The organism is Streptomyces sp. NPDC058955 (assembly GCF_042741435.1).
In the GTDB taxonomy this organism is placed as follows: Bacteria; Actinomycetota; Actinomycetes; order Streptomycetales; family Streptomycetaceae; genus Streptomyces.
The window spans coordinates 1-19,791 of the sequence record NZ_JBHYKM010000074.1 but is presented as its reverse complement, the minus strand read 5'-3'; the positions used below and the strand labels follow the sequence as shown (position 1 = coordinate 19,791).

Here is a 19,791-nt window from a genome sequence, read left to right as displayed (position 1 = left end):
GCGCCCTGAGCCCCCCGCACACCCCCCCCCCCGGCGGCGGAGCGGGGCCGCCACCCGCACAGCCCCCCTCGAACTCGGCGCCGCACGGCGCGACATGCCGCCGCCCACCACACGGGCGGCGAAGGAGTTGGTTCACGTGTCCCAGACGCCTGTCCTGGCGTTGCGCGGGATCTTCAAGCGATTCGGAGCGGTCCAGGTCCTCTCCGGTGTCGACCTCGAAGTCCACGCCGGTGAGGTCGTCGCCCTGGTCGGCGACAACGGCGCCGGAAAGTCCACCCTGGTCAAGACGATCGCCGGCGTCCACCCGATCGACGAGGGCGTCATCGAGTGGGAGGGCCGCCCGGTCGAGATCTCCCGCCCGCAGGACTCCCAGCACCTCGGCGTGGCCACCGTCTACCAGGACCTCGCCCTCTGCGACAACCTCGACGTCGTCGCCAACCTCTTCCTCGGCCGCGAGCTCAAGAAGGGCGGCGTCCTCGACGAGGTCGCCATGGAGAAGCGCGCCAAGGACCTGCTCTCCACCCTCTCCATCCGCATCCCGAGCGTCCGGATCCCCGTCGCCGCCCTCTCCGGCGGCCAGCGGCAGGTCGTCGCGATCGCCCGCGCCCTGGTCGGCGACCCCAAGATCGTGATCCTGGACGAGCCCACCGCCGCCCTCGGCGTCGAGCAGACCGCCCAGGTCCTCGACCTGGTCGAGCGGCTGCGCGAGCAGGGCCTCGGCGTCATCCTCATCAGCCACAACATGGCCGACGTGAAGGCGGTCGCCGACACCGTCGCCGTCCTGCGCCTCGGCCGCAACAACGGCACCTTCCCGGTCGCCACCACCACGCACGAAGAGATCATCGCCGCGATCACCGGCGCCACGGACAACGCCGTCACCCGCCGGCAGGCCCGCACCGCGGAGGTAGCCCAGTGAGCACGACCCCCGAGGCGACCGAGAAGGCCGAGGTCCCCGAGCCCCGCACCGCCGAGGCCGCCGCCGCGATCCCCGCCGTCGACCCCCGCCTCCTCGTCCGCGAGCAGGGCTTCAAGGGCTACGTCGAGGAGTTCAAGCGCAAGATCCGCTCCGGCGAGATCGGCTCCCTGCCCGTCGTCGTCGGCCTCATCGTCATCGGCATCGTCTTCCAGGCGCTGACCGGCAACTTCATCACCTCGTACAACCTCGACCAGATCACGCTGTACGCGGCCGGCCCCGGCATCATGGCCGTCGGCATCGTCTTCGTGCTGCTGCTCGGCGAGATCGACCTCGCCGTCGGCTCCGTCGCCGGTCTCGCGGGCTCCGTCTGGGGCGTCTTCGCCACCGACATGCCGGACTCCCTCGCGATCCTCCTCGGCATCCTCTCCGGCACCCTGCTCGGCGCCTTCCACGGCCTGGTCTTCGCCAAGATCGGCGTCCCCGCCTTCGTCGTCACCCTCGCCGGCTTCCTCGGCTGGGCCGGCCTGCAGACCTGGGTGATGGGCGAGCGCTCCACCATCCCCACGCCCATCGGCAGCTTCGTCGGCGACCTCACGAAGTACTACTTCTCCGACGTCGCCGCCGCCTACGGCCTCGCCGTCGTGGTGATCGCCGCCTTCTACCTCGCCCAGCTGCGCGACTCGGGCCGCCGCAAGGCCGCCGAGCTCCCGCACCGCCCGCACAGCGAGATCCTGCTGCGCACCGGCGTCCTCGCGGCCCTCGTCCTGGTCGCCGCGTACGGCTTCAACCAGGAGAAGGGCCTGCCCCTCTCCCTGGTGATCTTCCTGGTGATCCTGCTGGTCACCGACTTCGTGCTGCGCCGCACCACCTACGGCCGCCAGGTCTTCGCGGTCGGCGGCGGCATCGAGGCGGCCCGCCGGGCCGGCATCAACGTCGCCTGGATCCGGATCTCCGTCTTCATGATCTCCGGCACCCTGGGCGCGGTCGGCGGCCTCTTCCTGGCCTCCGCCACCGGCGGCGCCGACCGCTCCCTCGGCGGCGGCAACCAGCTCATGATGTGCATCGCCGCGGCGGTCATCGGCGGCACCTCCCTCTTCGGCGGCCGCGGCAAGGTCTGGTCGGCGCTCCTGGGCATCCTGGTGCTCCAGTCGATCGTCCAGGGCCTCAACCAGCTCAACCTGGAGTCCAACGCGATCCAGTACATGATCACCGGCGCGGTGCTCCTCATCGCCGTGATCATCGACTCCGTCTCCCGCAAGACCCAGAAGTCCGCGGGACGGGCGTGACACGCGGGACACGCGCGACGCGTGTGACACGTCTCGGGTAAGACGCGCCACATTCGCCCGGCACCGGTGAACCGGTGCCGGGCACCGTCGCGTCCGGAGCAGTGGCAGGGGCGGTACATCCCCCATGCGGGTGATGCCGCTGCGCCTGGCCCGATGCCCACGATCCAAGACGGAACATTAGACTCGGCAAAATCGGCAAGCTCGACCAGCTCAGAACGCAAGGAGGCACGGGTGGCCCTGCTGACCCGTATCAGGACACCGCGCGACCTGGACCGGCTCTCCCCGGAACAGCTGGACCAGCTGGCCGCGGAGGTCCGGACCTTCCTCGTCGACGCCGTGTCCAAGACCGGTGGACACCTCGGCCCCAACCTCGGCGTGGTCGAACTGACCATCGCCCTGCACCGCGTCTTCGACTCCCCGAAGGACAAGGTCCTCTGGGACACCGGCCACCAGAGCTACGTGCACAAGCTGCTCACCGGCCGCCAGGACTTCTCCAAGCTGAAGATGAAGGGCGGCCTCTCCGGCTACCCCTCGCAGGCCGAGTCCGAGCACGACGTGATCGAGAACTCGCACGCCTCGACCGTCCTCGGCTGGGCCGACGGCCTCGCCAAGGCCAACCAGATCCTGAAGAAGGACGACCACGTCGTCGCCGTCATCGGCGACGGGGCCCTCACCGGCGGCATGGCCTGGGAGGCGCTCAACAACATCGCCGCCGCCAAGGACCGCCCGCTCGTCATCGTCGTCAACGACAACGAGCGCTCCTACGCGCCCACCATCGGCGGCCTCGCCAACCACCTGGCCACCCTGCGCACCACCGACGGCTACGAGCGCTTCCTCGCCCGCGGCAAGGACATCCTGGAGCGCACCCCGGTCGTCGGGAAGCCGCTCTACGAGACCCTGCACGGCGCCAAGAAGGGCCTCAAGGACTTCATCGCCCCGCAGGGCATGTTCGAGGACCTGGGCCTGAAGTACGTCGGCCCCATCGACGGCCACGACATCGAGGCCCTGGAGTCCGCGCTCACCCGCGCCAAGCGCTTCGGCGGCCCGGTCATCGTCCACTGCCTCACCGAGAAGGGCCGCGGCTACCAGCCCGCCCTCCAGGACGAGGCCGACCGCTTCCACGCGGTAGGCAAGATCCACCCCGACACCGGCCTCCCGATCGCCACCTCCGGCGCCGACTGGACCGGAGTCTTCGCCGACGAGATGGTCGCCCTCGGCAAGGAGCGCGAGGACATCGTCGCGATCACCGCGGCCATGCTCCAGCCGGTCGGCCTCGACAGGTTCGCCAAGGCGTTCCCCGAGCGGGTCTTCGACGTCGGCATCGCCGAGCAGCACGGCGCGGTCTCCGCGGCCGGCCTCGCCACCGGCGGCCTGCACCCGGTCTTCGCGGTCTACGCGACCTTCCTCAACCGCGCCTTCGACCAGGTCCTGATGGACGTGGCCCTGCACAAGTGCGGCGTCACCTTCGTCCTCGACCGGGCCGGCGTCACCGGCACCGACGGCGCCTCCCACAACGGCATGTGGGACATGTCGATCCTCCAGGTCGTCCCCGGCCTGCGGCTCGCCGCCCCGCGCGACGCCGACCAGGTCCGCGCCCAGCTCCGCGAGGCCGTCGAGGTCACCGACGCCCCCACCGTGGTCCGCTTCTCCAAGGGCGCGGTCGGCCCCGCCGTCCCCGCCGTGGGCCGGGTCGGCGGCATGGACGTGCTCCGCGAGGCCGGCACCGACCGGCCGGACGTCCTCCTGGTCTCCGTCGGCGCGCTCGCCCCGATGTGCCTGGAGATCGCCGGCCTGCTCGACCGGCAGGGCATCTCCACCACCGTGGTCGACCCCCGCTGGGTCAAGCCGGTCGACGAGGCGCTCGCCCCGCTCGCCGCCGACCACCGGGTCGTCGTCACCGTCGAGGACAACAGCCGCGTCGGCGGCGTCGGCTCGGCCGTCGCCCAGGCGCTGCGCGACGCGGGCGTCGACGTGCCGCTGCGTGACTTCGGCATCCCGCCGGTCTTCCTCGACCACGCCTCGCGCGGCGAGGTCATGGCCGAGATCGGGCTGACCGCCCCCGACATCGCGCGCCAGGTCACCGGACTGGTCTCGCGCCTCGACGGACGGTTCGAGGCCCGGCAGGAGGCCGTGGAGCCCGCCCGCGACTGACCTCCGCCCCGGCGGACCGGTCACCCGGCGTCACCATTGGGCCGGGCGGCTCACCCTCCGGGGTGCCGACCGGCCCTTTCGCGTGCATCCTGGCTTCACCGCGGGCAGCGTCCCCTCGCACCCCCGTCCGCGGGGCCACGAGACCCGACGTCAGAGACGACGCGGAGGTACGACGGTGAGCACGGACCAACGCCCCCCGAGGGCCAACTCCGGAATCTTCCGGACCAAGTCGGTCGAGCAGTCCATCCGGGACACGGAGGAACCGGAGCACGCGCTCCGCAAGTCCCTCTCCGCCTGGGACCTCACGGTCTTCGGCGTCGGTGTCATCATCGGCACCGGCATCTTCGTCCTGACCGGCAAGGTCGCCAAGGAGAACGCCGGGCCGGCCACCGCGCTCGCCTTCGTCGCGGCCGGCATCGTCTGCGCCCTGGCCGCCCTCTGCTACGCCGAGTTCGCCTCGACGGTGCCGGTGGCCGGATCGGCGTACACCTTCGCGTACGCCTCCATCGGCGAGCTGCCGGCCTGGATCATCGGCTGGGACCTGGTCCTGGAGTTCGCGCTGGGCACGGCGGTGGTGGCGGTCGGCTGGTCCGGGTACGTGCGCTCGCTGATGGACAACATCGGCTGGCACCTACCGGCCTCCCTGGAGGGCCCGGACGCGGCCGGGGGCACCTTCGACATCCTGGCCTTCCTGCTGGTCCTGGTGCTGACCGTGATCCTCGTCCTGGGCATGAAGCTCTCCGCCCGGATCACCGCCGTCGTGGTGGCGATCAAGGTCACCGTCGTCATGATCGTGATCGTCGCGGGCCTGTTCTTCATCGTCGGCGACAACTACAAGCCGTTCATCCCGCCGGCCGTGACCCCGGAGGGCGGCGGCTCCAACTGGGACTCCCCGCTGGTCCAGCTGCTCTTCGGGTACGAGCCCACCAACTTCGGCGTGATGGGCATCTTCACCGCCGCCTCCATCGTCTTCTTCGCCTTCATCGGCTTCGACGTGGTCGCCACCGCCGCCGAGGAGACCAAGCTGCCGCAGCGGGACATGCCCCGGGGCATCCTCGGCTCGCTGCTCATCTGCACCGTGCTGTACGTGGCGGTCGCGCTGGTCGTCACCGGCATGCAGCACTACACCCAGCTGTCCGTCAGCGCCCCGCTCGCCGACGCGTTCAAAGCCGCCGGCCACCCCTTCTACGCGGGCGTGATCAGCTTCGGCGCCGCCGTCGGCCTCACCACGGTCTGTCTGATCCTGCTGCTCGGCCAGACCCGCGTCTTCTTCGCCATGAGCCGCGACGGGCTGCTGCCGCGCTTCTTCTCGGTCACCCACCCGCGGTTCAAGACCCCCTACCGCCCGACCATCCTGCTCGGCGTGATCATCGCCGTCGTGGCCGGCTTCACCAGCATCAACGAGCTGGCGACCCTGGTGAACATCGGCACCCTCTTCGCCTTCGTGATGGTCGCCGCCGGCGTCATGGTCCTCCGCCGCACCCGCCCCGACCTGCACCGCGCCTTCCGCACCCCGTGGGTGCCGTTCCTGCCGATCCTCTCCATCGCCGCCTCGCTCTGGCTGATGCTCAACCTGCCGGGCGAGACCTGGTTCCGCTTCGCGGTCTGGATGGCGATCGGCATCGTCGTGTACTTCCTGTACGGGCGCGGACACAGCCGGTTGGGCCGGCAGGGCCGGGACGCCCTGTACTAGACCCGGTACCGGCCAACTAGCAGCGGGCGCGGGGAAGGCGGCCGGGCCGGGCGGATACAGTCGGTGGGAACCGACCCCCACTCGACCCGGAGCGCTGGATCCCCCCATGGTGAACCGACCCCAGGCCCCCGCCGACCCCTCCCGCGGCACCCCGCACGCCCCCAGAATGCACGGCGGCTGGCTGGCCCGGGGCGCCGAAGGACGTTTCAGCGTGTACGTCCCCCGGGACGGCGAGGTGGTCCGCTGGACCGAGGGCCCCGGCGGCCGGTTCACCGGCCCCGAGGTGCTCGGCGGCGGCGGTCTGCTGCCCTTCCTGGCGGCCGCCCAGGGCCCCGACCGCTATGTGCACCTGGTCGGCCTCCGGCCCACCGACACCGGCGCGGAGGCCGGCGAGGACCACGTCGAGCTGGTGCACAGCGTCCAGTTCCAGACCGGCCGCCCCAACGTGGAGTGGAAGTCCATCGGCAACGCCAACGGCAAGGCCGAGTGGTACGGCAACCCGGCGGTCGCCGTGGACGCCAAGGGCCGCGTCCACGTCTTCGTCCGCAACCGCGGCGGCGGCGTCAGCGCCCGGGTCCAGAAGGACGCCGGCGGCTGGCACCCCTGGTGGGACCTGAAGGGCGGCCGCACCGACCAGAACCCGGTGGCCGCGGTGAACGGCGACGGTCTCGTCGAGCTGTACACCGCCACCGACCGGGGGCTGCTCCGGTACGTGCAGAAGGAGCCCGGCGCCCGCCCGGTCCTCGAACCGCTGCTGACGACCCCGGTCGTCCAGGGCACCCTCGCCGCGGTGACCGGCGAATCCGGGCACGTGACGCTCTTCTACGCCGACGGCGAGGGGAAGATCCGCGCCTGGTCCCCGGGCCGCGGCCTGGAGCCCACCCCGTTCGCCGACGCGGTCGGCGGCGGCCCGCTGAACGCCGCGCGCTGCATGATCGACGGCTACGACTGCACCCTGCTCGCCCAGTGCGACGACAAGGGCGGCGCGGCCCTCGCGGCGTACCTCACGGAGCGCGAGGACACCGGCCTGCACTGGACCCCTTCCGGCCCGCCCGTGCTCGGCCCGCCGACCGTCACGGCCGACGCCGACGGCTCGGCGGCGGTCGCCGCGCTGGCGGCCGACGGCGGGGTGGTCGTCACCCGGCAGAAGGCCGAGCCGGGCCTCGCCCTGGCGGCCTGGACGCGGCTGTAGGACGCGGCGTACGGAAGAAGGGGCCGGTGGCGACTGCCACCGGCCCCTTCCTCATGGGGTCCCGGGTGTTACGCGGGAACGCTCGCCACGCCCTGCGCCAGGAAACGCTTGCCGTTGACGCGCTCGGAGACGCCCTCGCGGTCCAGGTACGGCGTGATGCCGCCCAGGTGGAAGGGCCAGCCCGCACCGGTGATCAGGCAGAGGTCGATGTCCTGCGCCTCGGCGACGACACCCTCCTCCAGCATGAGGCCGATCTCCTGCGCCACCGCGTCGAGGACGCGGTCGCGGACCTGCTGCTCGGTGAGGACGGTGTCGCCCTGCTTGAGCAGCGCGGCGACCTCGGGGTCGAGCTCCGGCTTGAAGCCGTTCTCCGGCTTGTAGACGTAGAAGCCGCGCTTGCCGGCCTCGACGACCGCCTTCAGGTTGGGGGAGACCGTGAAGCGCTCCGGGAAGGCGCGGTTCAGGGTCTCGGAGACGTGCAGGCCGATGGCCGGGCCCACGAGCTCCAGGAGGACCAGCGGGGACATCGGCAGGCCGAGCGGCTCGACGGCCTTCTCGGCCGTCTCGACCGGGGTGCCCTCGTCGATGACGTTCTGGATCTCGCCCATGAAGCGGGTCAGGATGCGGTTCACGACGAACGCCGGGGCGTCCTTGGTGAGGACCGCGGTCTTCTTCAGCTTCTTCGCCACGCCGAAGGCGGTGGCGAGGGAGGCGTCGTCGGTCCGCTCGCCCTTGACGATCTCCAGGAGCGGCAGGACGGCGACCGGGTTGAAGAAGTGGAAGCCGACCACGCGCTCCGGGTGCTGGAGCTTGGACGCCATCTCGGAGACCGACAGCGAGGAGGTGTTGGTGGCGAGGATCGCGTGCGCCGGGGCGACCGCCTCGACCTCCGCGAACACCTTCTGCTTGACGGACATCTCCTCGAACACGGCCTCGATGATGAAGTCCGCGTCCGCGAAGCCCTCGGCCTTGTCGAGGACACCGGAGACCAGGCCCTTGAGACGGTTGGCCTTGTCCTGGTTGATGCGGCCCTTGCCGAGCAGCTTCTCGATCTCGCCGTGGACGTAGCCGACGCCCTTGTCCACGCGCTCCTGGTCGATGTCGGTCAGGACGACCGGCACCTCCAGGCGGCGCAGGAAGAGCAGGGCCAGCTGGGAGGCCATCAGACCGGCGCCGACGACGCCGACCTTGGTGACCGGGCGGGCCAGGTTCTTGTCCGGGGCGCCGGCGGGGCGCTTGCCGCGCTTCTGCACCAGGTTGAAGGCGTAGATGCCGGAGCGGAGCTCGCCGCCCATGATCAGGTCCGCGAGGGCCTGGTCCTCGGCGTCGAAGCCCTTCTGGAGGTCGCCGTCCTTGGCGGCCTCGATGATGGCGAGGGCGCGGTAGGCGGCCGGGGCGGCGCCGTGCACCTTGGAGTCGGCGATCGCGCGGCCCTTGGCGACGGCGGCGTCCCAGCCCTCGCCCCGGTCGATCTCCGGGCGCTCGACGGTCACGGTGCCGTTCAGCACGCCGGCGGTCCAGACGAGCGACTGCTCCAGGAAGTCGGCGCCCTCGAAGATCGCGTCGGCGATGCCGAGCTCGAAGACCTGCTTGCCCTTGAGCTGGCGGTTCTGGTTCAGCGAGTTCTCGATGATGACCTGGACGGCCTTCTCGGCGCCGATCAGGTTCGGGAGGATCGCGCAGCCGCCCCAGCCGGGCACCAGGCCGAGGAAGACCTCGGGGAGCGAGAAGGCCGGGAGGGCCTTCGACACGGTGCGGTAGGTGCAGTGCAGACCGACCTCGACGCCGCCGCCCATGGCCGCGCCGTTGTAGTACGCGAAGGTCGGCACGGCGAGCGCGGAGAGACGCTTGAAGACGTCGTGGCCGCCCTTGCCGATGGCGAGCGCCTCGTCGTGCTTCTTCAGCAGCTCGACGCCCTTGAGGTCGGCGCCGACCGCGAAGATGAACGGCTTGCCGGTGAGGCCGGCGGCGACGATCTCGCCGTTGGCGGCCTCGGCCTCGACCTGGTCGATCGCCGTGTTCAGGTTGGCGAGGGACTGAGGGCCGAAGGTGGTCGGCTTGGTGTGGTCGAAGCCGTTGTCCAGGGTGATGAGCGCGAAGCGGCCGGCCCCGAAGGGCAGCTCGAAGTGGCGCACGTGGGCCTGGGTGACGACCTCGTCGGGGAAGAGCTCGGCGGCGCCCTTCAGAAGCTCGGCGGTGGTGCTCACTTGCCCTCCCAGTGGGGGTTCTCCCAGATGACCGTCGCGCCCATGCCGAAGCCGACGCACATGGTGGTGAGGCCGTAGCGGACCTCGGGCTGCTCCTCGAACTGGCGGGCCAGCTGCGTCATCAGACGGACGCCGGAGGAGGCCAGCGGGTGACCGAACGCGATGGCGCCGCCGTACTGGTTGACGCGCGCGTCGTCGTCGGCGATGCCGTAGTGGTCGAGGAAGGCGAGGACCTGGACGGCGAACGCCTCGTTGATCTCGAACAGGTTGATGTCGTCGATCGTCAGACCGGCCTTGGCCAGGGCCTTCTCGGTGGCCGGGATCGGGCCGTAGCCCATGACCTCCGGCTCGACGCCGGCGAAGGCGTACGAGACCAGGCGCATCTTGACCGGGAGGCCGTTCTCGCGGGCGAACTCCTCGGAGGCGATGATCGAGGCGGTGGCGCCGTCGTTCAGGCCGGCCGCGTTGCCCGCGGTGACGTTGCCGTGGACGCGGAACGGCGTCTTCAGGCCCGCCAGGGACTCCAGCGTGGTGCCCGGGCGCATCGGCTCGTCGGCGGTGACCAGGCCCCAGCCCGTCTCGCCGGCGGCGGCGTCGGTGCGGCGCACCGAGATCGGCACCAGGTCCTGCTGGATCTTGCCGTCGGCGTACGCCTTGGCGGCCTTCTCCTGCGAGCGCACGGCGTACTCGTCGGCGCGCTGCTTGGTGATGTGCGGGTAGCGGTCGTGCAGGTTCTCGGCGGTCATGCCCATGAAGAGGGCGGACTCGTCGACCAGCTTCTCGCTGACGAACCGCGGGTTCGGGTCGACGCCCTCGCCCATGGGGTGACGGCCCATGTGCTCGACGCCGCCGGCGATGACGGCGTCGTACGCGCCGAAGGCGATCGAACCGGCGACCGAGGTCACGGCGGTCAGCGCGCCCGCGCACATGCGGTCGATGGAGTAGCCCGGCACCGACTGCGGCAGCCCGGCCAGGATGCCGGCGGTGCGGCCGAGGGTGAGGCCCTGGTCGCCGATCTGGGTCGTCGCGGCGATCGCGACCTCGTCGATCTTCGCCGGGTCGAGGGCCGGGTTGCGGCGCAGCAGCTCCCGGATGGCCTTCACGACGAGGTCGTCGGCGCGGGTCTCGTGGTAGATGCCCTTCGGGCCCGCCTTGCCGAACGGGGTGCGGACGCCGTCGACGAAGACGACGTCCCTGACGGTACGAGGCACGATGGCTCTCCTCCAGGTGCGGGACGGCACTGCTGCGGCGCACCACTAAGCGTGCGCTTGCTTCCCCCATGCTACTTGCGGGTAACCAGACTGCCCACCCCTTGGGGGCCAAGCGGTGAAGGTCACATCCCGCGCGGTGCGCGCGCCCCCTGTGCGCGCCCGTCCGTTGGGACGGTCCGACAACCCGATGGGACCAGGCGGGAAGCCGTGCCGTGGCGCCCCGTCCGGGCCGTACGGAGGCTGGCCGGGAGCCGGGGCGTCAGGCCCCCGGCGACCTGCACACAGAAGGGGCCTCCATGCCCGTCGTCACGACCGATCACAAGGTCACCCACAAGTCCACCGTTCCGGCGAACAAGGACGAGATCGTCGAGCTGTTCGTGCGGGAGCGGAACGGCACGCCCCCGGGACAGCCGCGCAAGCCGGTCCTGATGCTCCACGGCCGGAGCGTCCCGGCGGTCGCGGGCTTCGACCTCCCGTACAAGACGTACAGCTGGGCCGAGTCGCTGGCGAAGGCCGGGTTCGACGTCTTCCTGATGGAGCTCCAGGGATCCGGCCTGTCGCCGCGCCCCGAGATGGACGACCCCCACAACGTGAACCCGGCCCAGCAGCAGCTGCTGACGCCGAGGCCACCCGGATTCACCCCCGGCCCACCCAGCTACCCGTACCAGCTCACCAACTCGTCCAGCGACCGGGACGAGCTGGACACCGTCGTACGGTTCGTCCTGGACCAGACCGGGGCCGCGAAGCTCGCCTTCATCGGCTGGTCCGCCGCCGCCTTCCACATGGGGCCGTACGCGATCGACCACCCCGACAGGGTCGCGAGCCTGTTCCTGCTGGCCCCGATCTTCCCGGCGGACGGCTCCTCCACCCCGCCGTCCCCGCTTCCCCAGCCCGGCTTCCCGATGTTCATCGGCGGAAAGACCGGCTTCGTCCGGGCCCTGGACAGCGAGGTGCACTGCGTCGACCAGCGCGAACCCGGCGTCGCCGACGCGGCATGGGCCACGATCATGAAGTGCGACCCGGTCGGCAGCACCTGGGGGCCGCCCACCGGATTCAACCGGATCAGGAACTTCGTCAGGTGGGGCTGGAACAGGACCACCGCGGCGCAGGGCGGCGTACTGGGCGGAAGCGTGCCGGTGCTCATCGTGTACGGCGACAACGACACCCAGGCGAACACCTCGCCGCACAACCCCGACCCGGAGCTCAACTTCTCCGTCCCCGAGCTCTACGACTCGATCGCGGGCTCCCACAAGCTGATGGTCAGGCTGGCCTGCGCCGGGCACTCGGTGGTGTGGGAGATGCAGCACAAGAACCTGCACAACCTCTCGAAGCACTGGCTCGACCACCTCAAGGTCGACGGCAAGACCCAGGGCGTCTTCGACATGGACCCGGACGGCATCCTCAGCCCGGCGCCCTAGGCACCGAGAGCCCCCGGTCACCGGGGGCTCTCCCCGTCAGGGCTACGCCCCCGCCGACAGCGCCTTCACCAGGAGCGGGGACACCAGCTCGACCTGCCACGGGCGGGCGCCGTAGCCGGCGAGGGCGGCCGCGACCGTGTCCGGGGTCGCCGGGACCGGCGGCTCCCAGCAGACGCGGCGCACGGTGTCCGGGGTGATCAGGTTCTCCTGGGGGAGGTTCAGCTCCTCCGCGAGGGCCGTGACGCCGGCCCGGGCGGCCGAGAGGCGGGCGGCGGCCGCCGGGTCCTTGTCCGCCCAGGCGCGCGGCGGGGGCGGGCCGGCCACCTGGGCGCCCGGCTGCGGCAGCTCGTTCTCGGGGAGGGCGCGGGCGCGGTCCACGGCGGCCTGCCACTGCTCCAGCTGGCGCCGGCCCATCCGGTGGCCGAAACCGGGCAGGGCGGTGAGGGCGGCGACGTTCACCGGCACGGCGAGCGCCGCCTCGACGATCGCCGCGTCGCTCAGCACCTTGCCGGGGGAGACGTCACGCCGCTGGGCGACCCGGTCGCGGGCCGTCCACAGTTCGCGTACGACCGCCATCTGGCGGCGGCGGCGCACCTTGTGCATGCCGGAGGTGCGGCGCCAGGGGTCCTTGCGCGGCGGGGCGGGCGGGGCGGCGGCGATCGCGTCGAACTCCTCGTGGGCCCACGCCAGCTTCCCCTGCCGGTCCAGCTCCTGCTCCAGCGCGTCGCGCAGGTCGATCAGGAGCTCGACGTCGAGGGCCGCGTAGCGCAGCCACGGGTCGGGGAGGGGGCGGGTGGACCAGTCGACCGCCGAGTGGCCCTTCTCCAGGGCGTAGCCGAGGACGGACTCGACCATCGCGCCGAGGCCGACCCGGGGGAAGCCGGCGAGCCGGCCGGCCAGCTCGGTGTCGAAGAGGGAGGAGGGGCGCATGCCTATGTCGCGGAGGCAGGGCAGGTCCTGGGTGGCCGCGTGCAGGATCCACTCGGTGCCGTCGAGGGCCGCTCCGAGGCCGGAGAGGTCGGGGCAGCCGACCGGGTCGATGAGCGCGGTGCCCGCGCCCTCGCGGCGGAGCTGGACGAGGTAGGCGCGCTGGCCGTAGCGGTAGCCGGAGGCGCGCTCGGCGTCGACGGCGACGGGCCCGCGCCCGGCGGCGAAGGCGGCGATCACCTCGGCGAGGGCCTGCTCGCTCGCGACGACCGGCGGGATGCCCTCACGGGGCTCCAGCAACGGGATCGGAAGCCCATTCGCAGGGACGTTTTCGTCCGGGGGGCCGCCCCCGGTGGTGCGCAGTGCGGTGTCTGCTGCGGTCTCTTGGGCGTCGGTCACCTGTCAAGGGTATCCGCCGACGGCAAGCGCCTCCCGACGGAACGTTCCGTCGGCAGGCGCAGCGTTTTCGTCACCCCGGTGTCAGTGGATGATCCCGGTCCGCAGGGCCACGGCGACCATGCCGGCCCGGTCGCCGGTGCCCAGCTTGCGGGCGATCCGGGCGAGGTGGCTCTTCACGGTGAGCGCGGAGAGCCCCATGGAGACGCCGATGGCCTTGTTGGACTGGCCCTCGGCGACGAGGCGGAGCACCTCGACCTCGCGGCCGGAGAGCTCGCGGTAGCCGCCCGGGTGGCTCGGGGCACCCGGGGGGCGGCGGTGGCCGAGCCGGGCGGCCGCGGCGCCGATGGGCGCGGCGCCGGGGCGCGTCGGGTGGCCGATATTGGTCCGTGTGCCGGTGACGACGTAACCCTTCACGCCGCCGGCCAGCGCGTTGCGCACCGCGCCGATGTCGTCGGCGGCCGAGAGGGCGAGGCCGTTGGGCCAGCCCGCGGCGCGGGTCTCGGACAGCAGGGTGAGGCCGCTGCCGTCGGGAAGGTGGACGTCGGCCACGCAGATGTCGCGCGGGTTGCCGACGCGGGGACGGGCCTCCGCGATGGACGACGCCTCGATCACGTCCCGTACGCCGAGCGCCCACAGGTGGCGGGTGACGGTGGAGCGGACGCGCGGGTCGGCCACGACGACCATGGCCGTCGGCTTGTTCGGGCGGTAGGCGACCAGGCTAGCGGGCTGCTCGAGCAGAACGGACACTCGGCCTCCTGGGGGGAAGGTGCGGGACGGAGCCGGCTCGGGGAAGAAGCCGGGGGCGAACCCGTGCTCTGAAGGGGTTACTGACTCCTTCGGCAGCAGGGCCGCCCGCCTTTAGGGAAAGATCACGATTTAGTGAGTAACAATTGGGGCAATTCGGACGTGCGATCGATCATCCTACGAGCGGCCCCCGTTCCCTCACCCCCACGGGGGACCCCGTACGAACGTGAGAAGGGGCCCCGGAGGGCCCCTTCCGCACACCGGTCCGGACGGTGGTTCAGGCGCCCTGCGGCCCCCGGCGCTGGGGCAGCGACACGACCCCGGCCCCCGACACCGTCCCGGTCGGACCCGTGGCCCCGGTCGGGCCCGTCGCCCCCGGGGGGTCGGCCGGGGCCGGCGGCAGGCCCGCGATCTGGCAGAGCAGGTCCGACCAGGCCGCCAGGTGCGCCGCCGTGTCCGGCACCCCGCCGAGTCCCTCCCGGGGCGTCCAGGACGCCCGGATCTCGATCTGGGTGGCCGGGCGGCGCTCCGCGAGTCCCCCGAAGTAGTGCGAGCCGGCCATCGTCACGGTCCCGCTCGCCTCCCCGTACGCCAGCCCGCGCGCCTCCAGCGCGCCGGTCAGCCAGGACCAGCACACCTCGGGCAGCAGCGGGTCCGCCGCCATCTCCGGCTCCAGCTCCGCCCGCACCAGCGTGACCAGCCGGAAGGTGCCCTTCCACGCCTCGTGGCCCGCCGGGTCGTGCAGCAGCACCAGCCGCCCGTCCGCGAGGTCCTCCTCGCCGTCGACGACCGCCGCCTCCACCGCGTACGCGTACGGCGCGAGCCGCTGCGGCGGGCGGGTCGGCTCGACCTCCATCTCGGACCGCAGTCGTGCCGACCGAAGGGCCTCCACCGCCCTCCGGAACGCCGTCGGCACCGGGGTCCCCGCCGTACTGTCCGCCTTGTCGCCCGTCCCTCGAATGCCGTCGGAATGATCGGAAAAATGTCCCTGAGCCGCAGCCATGCGGGGAAGAGTAGGCGGAACGGGGCCGCCATGCGGGGAGGGACACCCGCCCGGCACGAGCGGCTTCCGGCCACATGCGAAGATTTGGGCGTGAGTGCCATGGACAGCCCGACGGGCCAGCAGACGAAGCAGCAGTCGCGGACGTACGACTCCGCGTTCCTCAAGGCGTGCCGGCGCGAGCCCGTGCCCCACACCCCCGTCTGGTTCATGCGGCAGGCCGGGCGGTCGCTCCCCGAGTACCTGAAGGTCCGCGAGGGCATCCCCATGCTGGAGTCCTGCATGCGGCCCGAGCTGGTCAAGGAGATCACGCTCCAGCCCGTCCGCCGCCACAAGGTGGACGCCGCCATCTTCTTCAGCGACATCGTCGTCCCGCTCAAGGCCATCGGCGTCGACCTCGACATCAAGCCCGGCGTGGGCCCCGTCGTCGCCGACCCGATCCGCACCCGCGCCGACCTCGACCGGCTGCGCGACCTCACCCCGGACGACGTCCGCTACGTCACCGAGGCCATCGGCATGCTCACCGAGGAGCTCGGCGACACCCCGCTGATCGGCTTCGCCGGCGCGCCCTTCACCCTCGCGAGCTACCTCGTGGAGGGCGGCCCGTCCCGCAACCACGAGCACACCAAGGCGCTCATGTACGGCGACCCGCAGCTCTGGGCCGACCTGCTCGACCGCCTCGCCGAGATCACCTCCGCCTTCCTGAAGGTGCAGATCGAGGCCGGCGCCTCGGCGATCCAGCTCTTCGACTCCTGGGTCGGCGCCCTGGCCCCCGCCGACTACCGCCGCTCGATCCTCCCGGCCTCCGCCAAGGTCTTCGACGCGGTCGCCGGCTACGGCGTCCCCCGGATCCACTTCGGCGTGGGCACCGGCGAGCTCCTCGGCCTCATGGGCGAGGCCGGTGCGGACGTCGTCGGCGTCGACTGGCGCGTGCCGCTCGACGAGGCCGCCCGCCGCGTCGGCCCCGGCAAGGCGCTCCAGGGCAACCTGGACCCGGCCGTCCTCTTCGCCGCCACCGAGGTCGTCGAGGCCAAGACCGACGAGGTGCTGGCCGCCGCGAAGGACCTGGAGGGCCACGTCTTCAACCTGGGCCACGGCGTCATGCCGTCGATGGACCCGGACGCCCTGACCCGCCTGGTCGAGTACGTGCACGCGCGGACGGCCCGCTGAGGCGGGCCGCCCCCGCGGCGGTGCCGGGTGCCGGTCAGTACTCGCAGTTGATCGGCGGGTTGCCCGTGGTCACCCGGCAGACGTCGAAGCCGAGGCCGCCGTTGGTCGTGCCGTCGCTGACGTTGACCTTGATGTAGTCGTTGCCGACGTTCCCGCGGACGGAGCCGCCGGGGGCCAGCAGGCCGTCGACGACGAGGTAGTCCGAGTCCTCGTTGCCGTCGATGATGCCGCTGACGACGACGTCCGACCGCGAGGTGATGTAGTCGCGGCCGAGGCCGCCGTTGACGGTGCCGGCGGACGGGCCGGTCAGCAGGATGTAGTCACGGCCGCCGAGGCCGTTCACGGTGTGGCCGCCGTCCAGCGACGAGCACTCGATGAAGTCGTCCCCGGCGGTCCCGTTGACCGTCGGGCCCGAGACGGGGACGCCGTTGACGCGGCAGGACGTCACCGCGTGGGCGGGCGTCGCGGTGAGGGCGAGCGGGGCGATGACGAGGGTGGCGGCGCAGAGAGCGCGCGCGGTGTGTCTGATCATGTGAAGAGTCACGCATGGTGATGGAAAGCGTGCAACCCGTCACCGCGCGTGACTCTGCCGCTCGGGTCATCCGGCCGCCCGAACGGCCGCCACCGCCTTCCGCGCCGCCACCAGCACCGGGTCCCACACCGGGGAGAACGGCGGCGCGTACCCCAGGTCGAGGGCGGTCATCTGCTCCACGGTCATCCGGGCCGTCAGCGCCACCGCCGCGACGTCCACCCGCTTCGCCGCCCCCTCCCGGCCCACGATCTGCACCCCGAGCAGCCGCCCGGTCCGCCGCTCGGCCAGCATCTTCACCGTCATCGGCGCCGCCCCCGGGTAGTAGCCGGCCCGGCTCGTCGACTCCACCGTCACCGTCACGAACCGCAGCCCCACCTCCCGGGCGTCCTTCTCCCGCAGCCCGGTCCTGGCGATCTCCAGGTCGCAGACCTTCGACACCGCCGTCCCCACCACGCCGGGGAAGGTCGCGTAGTCGCCGCCCACGTTCGAGCCGATGACCTGCCCCTGCTTGTTGGCGTGGGTGCCCAGCGGCACGTGCCGCTCCCGGCCCGACACCAGGTCCAGCACCTCCACGCAGTCGCCGCCCGCCCACACGTTCCCGTGCCCCCGCACCCGCATCGCCAGGTCGGTCAGCAGCCCGCCGTGCGCGCCGAGCGGCAGCCCCGCCGCCCTCGCCAGCGAGGTCTCCGGCACCACGCCCGTACCCAGCACCACCACGTCCGCCGGGTACTCGTCCGCCTCCGTCGCCACCGCCCGGACCCGGCCGTCGTCACCGGTGAGGATCTTCGTCACCGGCGACGAGCCGACCGTACGGATCCCCAGCCCGTCCATCGCCCGGTGCACGAGCCGCCCCATGTCCGGGTCGAGCGTCGCCATCGGCTGCTCGCCCCGGTTGAGCACCGTCACCTCGTAGCCCCGGTTCAGCAGCGCCTCGGCCATCTCCACGCCGATGTACCCGGCGCCGACGACCACCGCCCGCCGCCCCGCCGTCCCCGCCAGCGAGTCGAGCAGCGCCTGCCCGTCCTCCAGGGTCTGCACCCCGTGCACCCCCGCCGCGTCGATCCCCGGCACGGCCGGCCGGGCCGGCCGCGCCCCGGTCGCGATCACCAGCTTGTCGAAGCCCGTCCACGCCTCCGTGCCGGCCGCCAGGTCCCTGGCCAGAACCCGCTGTCCGGCGAGGTCGATCTCCGTCACCTCGGTCCGGGTGCGCAGGTCGATCCCGCGCGCCCGGTGCTCCTCGGGGGAGCGGGCGATCAGCTCCCCGCGCCCGGACACGTCCCCGCCGACCCAGTACGGGATGCCGCAGGCCGAGTACGAGGAGAACCGGCCCCGCTCGAAGGCCGTGATCTCCAGCTCCTCCGGCCCCTTGAGCCTGCGCGCCTGCGACGCGGCGGACATGCCCGCCGCGTCGCCCCCGATGACCACCAGTCGTTCGCTCATGCGCCCCACGCTACGGGGCGGACCCCTCCTCGTCCGGTGCTCCGGCGGGCTCCCCGGCGGGCGCCTCGGCGGGCTCTCCGTCCGGCAGCGGCAGCCCGGCCGCGTTCGTCCGCGCCCGCTGCCCCGGTACGGCGGCGGGAACGGGCGCGGGCCGGGGCGCCGCGACGGCGGCGCGGGCCCGGCGGCGCGGGCGGACGACCCAGCGCCAGACCGCGTACGCCACCAGCGCGACCGCCAGCCACGGCGCGAGCGCCGCCAGCACCACCAGGGTCCAGGCGACCACGGCGACCAGCGCGTTCCAGCCGCCCGACAGGGCGTCGCCGAACGCCGGGCGGCTGTCGTCGGTCACCTCGTCCCCGGCGGCCGGCCGTTCCTCCTGGCTCAGGCTCACCGTGATCGTCGCCAGCGAGGTCCGGTCCTTCAGCGACGCCTGCTGGGCCAGCAGCGCCTCCAGGTCCGCCTGCCGCCGGCTCAGCTCGCCCTCCAGCGTGACCACGTCCGCCAGCCGCTCGGCCCGGTCCATCAGCGCCCGCACCCGGGCCACGCTCGCCCGCTGGGTGGCGATCCTGCTCTCCACGTCCACGACCTGGTCGGTGACGTCCTGCGCCTTCGCCTCGCGGGACAGCAGCTTCCCGGTGCCGGCCAGGTCGGCGAGGACCTGGTCGTAGCGGTCCTGCGGCACCCGCAGCACCAGGGTGGAGTGGTCGTACCGCTCGTCGACGCGCTCGGTGGACTCGGACTCCACCCGGCCGCCCGCCGCCGTCGCCACCGCCCGGACCCGGCCGGCGGTCTCCGCGACCCGCTCGACCTCCACCGACAGCGAGGCCGTGCGGATCAGGTGCTGCACGGCCGGCGCCCGCGTCCCGCCCGGCTTCGTCGCGCCCGGCTTCGCGCCGGCCTCCGCGCCCGAGGAGCCGCCCGTGGTCCCGTCCGCCGCCCCCTTGTGGTCGAGCTCGCCCTGTGCGGCGGCCCCCTTGGCGTCGCTGCCGCCGTCCGCGAGGTCCGAGCCGCAGCCCGCCGTCAGCGCCAGCGAGGCGGCGAGCAGCAGCGCCGCCCCCGCTCTGCCGCGCCGGGACGACCTCTTCGTCCTGTCCGAAATGTGCACCGAGCCCCCCAGGGTCGCCGGAATCGATGCTCCTAGGACGTCCGGGACCCGCCGCGGGTTTGCGTTCTCCGGTAGCGATGCGGTCACGGTCCGGCCTCGGAACGGGGGCGCGTGGGCGATTTGAGAGAGTGGTCCCATGAACGCGGACACCACGGGACCCCACGCCGGACCTCACGCCGTCGTCGTCGGCGGCGGCATCACCGGCCTCGCCGCCGCCCGCCGGCTCCTCGCCGCCGGAGCGCGCGTCACCCTCCTGGAGGCCGGCGGCAGACTGGGCGGCAAGCTCCTCGCCGGGGAGATCGCCGGCGCCCCCGTGGACCTCGGCGCCGAGTCGCTGCTCGCCCGCCGCCCCGAGTACGTCGCCCTAACCAAATAAATAGTAAACTGCGAAAAGGAACAA

The 19,791-nt window shown here is 72.5% G+C and carries 15 protein-coding genes and 1 pseudogene; 8 read left to right on the top strand and 8 right to left on the bottom strand.

Annotated elements, in window-relative coordinates; genetic code table 11:
• The first annotated feature begins 136 nt into the window (after positions 1 to 136).
• The 5 genes from ACFW1I_RS25125 (at position 137) to ACFW1I_RS25105 (ending at position 7,238) form a co-directional block, all read left to right on the top strand.
• Positions 137 to 916, top strand: coding sequence for an ATP-binding cassette domain-containing protein (locus ACFW1I_RS25125; RefSeq protein ID WP_031005377.1), 780 nt, complete (start codon positions 137 to 139; stop codon positions 914 to 916).
• The gene (locus ACFW1I_RS25120; RefSeq protein WP_384673883.1) at positions 913 to 2,202 is read left to right on the top strand and encodes a sugar ABC transporter permease; all 1,290 of its coding nucleotides are present in this window, start codon (positions 913 to 915) and stop codon (positions 2,200 to 2,202) included. The genes ACFW1I_RS25125 and ACFW1I_RS25120 overlap by 4 nt, the downstream gene beginning before the upstream one ends.
• A 231-nt stretch (positions 2,203 to 2,433) precedes the next feature.
• Complete coding sequence (gene dxs / locus ACFW1I_RS25115) at positions 2,434 to 4,353, top strand: 1-deoxy-D-xylulose-5-phosphate synthase (RefSeq protein ID WP_384673881.1); 1,920 nt, start codon at positions 2,434 to 2,436, stop codon at positions 4,351 to 4,353.
• Positions 4,354 to 4,528: 175 nt separating this feature from the next.
• On the top strand, positions 4,529 to 6,046 hold the full coding sequence (locus ACFW1I_RS25110; protein ID WP_384673879.1) for an amino acid permease: 1,518 nt from the start codon (positions 4,529 to 4,531) through the stop codon (positions 6,044 to 6,046).
• 106 nt (positions 6,047 to 6,152) lie between these two features.
• A complete protein-coding gene (locus ACFW1I_RS25105) occupies positions 6,153 to 7,238 on the top strand; it encodes a hypothetical protein (protein ID WP_384673876.1) in 1,086 nt (361 codons plus the stop codon).
• A 68-nt stretch (positions 7,239 to 7,306) separates the two neighbouring features.
• Here ACFW1I_RS25105 and ACFW1I_RS25100 read toward each other — a convergent pair whose 3' ends face one another.
• Entirely contained in the window at positions 7,307 to 9,445 is a 2,139-nt protein-coding gene (locus ACFW1I_RS25100; protein WP_384673873.1) for a 3-hydroxyacyl-CoA dehydrogenase NAD-binding domain-containing protein, read from the bottom strand.
• Positions 9,442 to 10,656 carry an acetyl-CoA C-acyltransferase gene (locus ACFW1I_RS25095; RefSeq protein ID WP_031005366.1) on the bottom strand — a complete coding sequence of 405 codons (1,215 nt, stop codon included), beginning with the start codon at positions 10,654 to 10,656 and terminating at the stop codon, positions 9,442 to 9,444. The genes ACFW1I_RS25100 and ACFW1I_RS25095 overlap by 4 nt, the downstream gene beginning before the upstream one ends.
• Before the next feature lie 296 nt (positions 10,657 to 10,952).
• On the opposite strand from ACFW1I_RS25095, the gene ACFW1I_RS25090 reads away from it, so the two are divergent.
• Complete coding sequence (locus ACFW1I_RS25090; RefSeq protein ID WP_384673870.1) at positions 10,953 to 12,074, top strand: alpha/beta fold hydrolase; 1,122 nt, start codon at positions 10,953 to 10,955, stop codon at positions 12,072 to 12,074.
• Between the two features lie 42 nt (positions 12,075 to 12,116).
• Here ACFW1I_RS25090 and ACFW1I_RS25085 read toward each other — a convergent pair whose 3' ends face one another.
• The 3 genes from ACFW1I_RS25085 to ACFW1I_RS25075 form a co-directional block, all read right to left on the bottom strand.
• Positions 12,117 to 13,400 (bottom strand): HRDC domain-containing protein, encoded by a 1,284-nt coding sequence (locus ACFW1I_RS25085; RefSeq protein WP_384673867.1) that lies wholly within the window; start codon positions 13,398 to 13,400, stop codon positions 12,117 to 12,119.
• Positions 13,401 to 13,481: 81 nt separating this feature from the next.
• Complete coding sequence (locus ACFW1I_RS25080; protein ID WP_015037008.1) at positions 13,482 to 14,147, bottom strand: response regulator transcription factor; 666 nt, start codon at positions 14,145 to 14,147, stop codon at positions 13,482 to 13,484.
• 274 nt (positions 14,148 to 14,421) lie between these two features.
• Positions 14,422 to 15,147, bottom strand: a complete 726-nt coding sequence (locus tag ACFW1I_RS25075; protein WP_384673865.1) for a DUF3000 domain-containing protein — start codon at positions 15,145 to 15,147, stop codon at positions 14,422 to 14,424.
• Positions 15,148 to 15,237: 90 nt separating this feature from the next.
• Between ACFW1I_RS25075 and hemE the strand changes: the two genes are divergently transcribed.
• Positions 15,238 to 16,314 carry a uroporphyrinogen decarboxylase gene (gene hemE, locus ACFW1I_RS25070; RefSeq protein WP_384673862.1) on the top strand — a complete coding sequence of 359 codons (1,077 nt, stop codon included), beginning with the start codon at positions 15,238 to 15,240 and terminating at the stop codon, positions 16,312 to 16,314.
• A gap of 34 nt (positions 16,315 to 16,348) precedes the next feature.
• Here the strand turns inward: hemE and ACFW1I_RS25065 are convergent, their stop codons facing one another.
• The 3 genes from ACFW1I_RS25065 to ACFW1I_RS25055 form a co-directional block, all read right to left on the bottom strand.
• On the bottom strand, positions 16,349 to 16,846 hold the full coding sequence (locus ACFW1I_RS25065) for a hypothetical protein (protein ID WP_384673859.1): 498 nt from the start codon (positions 16,844 to 16,846) through the stop codon (positions 16,349 to 16,351).
• Positions 16,847 to 16,912: 66 nt separating this feature from the next.
• Positions 16,913 to 18,286, bottom strand: a complete 1,374-nt coding sequence (locus tag ACFW1I_RS25060) for an FAD-dependent oxidoreductase (protein WP_384673857.1) — start codon at positions 18,284 to 18,286, stop codon at positions 16,913 to 16,915.
• Positions 18,287 to 18,296: 10 nt separating this feature from the next.
• Positions 18,297 to 19,391, bottom strand: coding sequence for a DUF4349 domain-containing protein (locus ACFW1I_RS25055; RefSeq protein WP_384673854.1), 1,095 nt, complete (start codon positions 19,389 to 19,391; stop codon positions 18,297 to 18,299).
• A gap of 136 nt (positions 19,392 to 19,527) precedes the next feature.
• Between ACFW1I_RS25055 and ACFW1I_RS25050 the strand changes: the two are divergent.
• A pseudogene (locus tag ACFW1I_RS25050) lies at positions 19,528 to 19,764 on the top strand (FAD-dependent oxidoreductase); the annotation flags it as partial.
• Positions 19,765 to 19,791: the final 27 nt, after the last annotated feature.